This window comes from Sporosarcina sp. SAFN-015, assembly GCF_051966875.1.
Taxonomy (GTDB): Bacteria; Bacillota; Bacilli; order Bacillales_A; family Planococcaceae; genus Sporosarcina.
Genome location: NZ_JBQCKP010000023.1, coordinates 1 through 1,671 on the forward strand (window position 1 = coordinate 1; position 1,671 = coordinate 1,671).

The window sequence follows — 1,671 nt, forward strand, 5'->3', positions numbered from 1 at the left end:
TCGAAAGAGACGTCATTCCAATTGAAACGGTGTATGCAGAAATGCTCGATAACAATATTGCACATATTCATATTACAAGCTTCTCTGAGCATACGTACGAAGAGCTGTTAGCTGCCTTGGATGAAATGGAAGAACAGGGCATGGAAGGTCTTATCATGGACGTCCGTCAAAATCCTGGCGGCATGTTAAATACGGCTATCGATATTTCAGACCTCTTCGTTGAAAAGGATAAAAACCTATTCCAATATGAAGGAAAAGGAAACAATCCTGAAGTGTATGTTGCATCTGACGGAAGAAAAGTAACAGTTCCTGTCACTCTCATTATCGATGATGGAAGCGCATCCGCTTCTGAAATTTTGGCAGGGGCATTAAAAGAATCTGCAAACGTTCCGCTCATCGGTATTAAGACATATGGGAAAGGGACGGTACAAACACCTAAGGACTTACCGGATGGCTCCAATTTGAAGCTGACAACAGCGAAATGGTTGACGCCAGACGGAAATTGGATACATGAAAAAGGGATCGAACCAGACATCGAAGTACCGTATCCTTCATACGCCATGCTTCCATTCCTTGATCCGTCATTGGAAATGAAAGAGGGAATGGTATCACCTGCAATCAAAACCGCAGAGGAGATGTTAAGTGCTCTCGGTTATGAACCAGGTAAAATTGATGGGTTGTATGATCAAACGACAGAGACAGCTGTTGTAGAGCTTCAGAAGGCATTGTCCTTAAAAGAGGATGGCATTCTTGTCGGTGATACGACGTATGGATTAATGAATGAACTAAGAAATAAAATCCATGAAGACGATCCACAGTTGCTCAAAGCGAAAGAAGTTTTATTGGAACAGGTTAAAAAATGATTGGAAAGCGTCCATTCGTCCGCGATTGGGCGTTTTTCATATACAAATGAGGGTTACTTATGATTGATGTATATTTATTAAGCGGTTTTTTAGGCAGCGGGAAAACGTCGCTATTATTGAATCTTGTCTCCCAATTGAAAGAACAAGGGAGAAAGCCGGCAATTCTTATGAACGAGTTTGGCTCCATTTCTATCGATTCGGATACAGTAGGCAAGGAGAAAGACATTCCGTTGAAAGAACTATTGAATGGATGCATTTGCTGCACAGGTTCAGAAAAAACAGAAGCACAGCTCCAAGGATTGCTCGAAGAGAACGACGATATCGATATCATTTTAATAGAAACAACGGGTGCAGCTCATCCCGTAGAAGCGTTGGACGCCGTGTATTCACCTTTATTTGCCGATCAGTTGCAGATTAAGGGGATTGTAACCGTAGCGGACGCTAAACGGTGGTTGGAAAGGGATACAATGTCCCCTCAAATACGTTCGCTGTTCATAGAACAAATTAGACATGCCCATATTTTATTGGTGAATAAAATCGATTTATTGTCAGAGTCCGAGTTGGCCACAGTATCGATGGAACTTTCAAATTTCAATAATACAGCTTCTATTATTCAAACTCGGAATGCTCATATCGATTTCTCTTTTATCGAAAAGATGCTCAAAAACGTTTCAAATCCATCTTCTGAAGCAATTGTTTCTGGAAGAAATCTTCCTTTGGAATCTAAATTAATTACATTCGATACCCCTGTCGATAAAGACGAATTTGAAGAATGGGTTAAATCATTGCCGGATACTGTGTATCGGAT

Annotated in this window: 2 protein-coding genes; both read left to right on the top strand. The window is 40.9% G+C overall.

The genetic code is table 11. The features are described from left to right. The coding region (locus ACTHPA_RS18450) for a S41 family peptidase (RefSeq protein ID WP_440502411.1) at positions 1–863 on the top strand (863 nt) is incomplete at its 5' end. A 59-nt stretch (positions 864–922) separates the two neighbouring features. Beyond that, a partial coding sequence (locus ACTHPA_RS18455; protein ID WP_440502412.1) for a GTP-binding protein occupies positions 923–1,671 on the top strand: 749 nt, incomplete at its 3' end.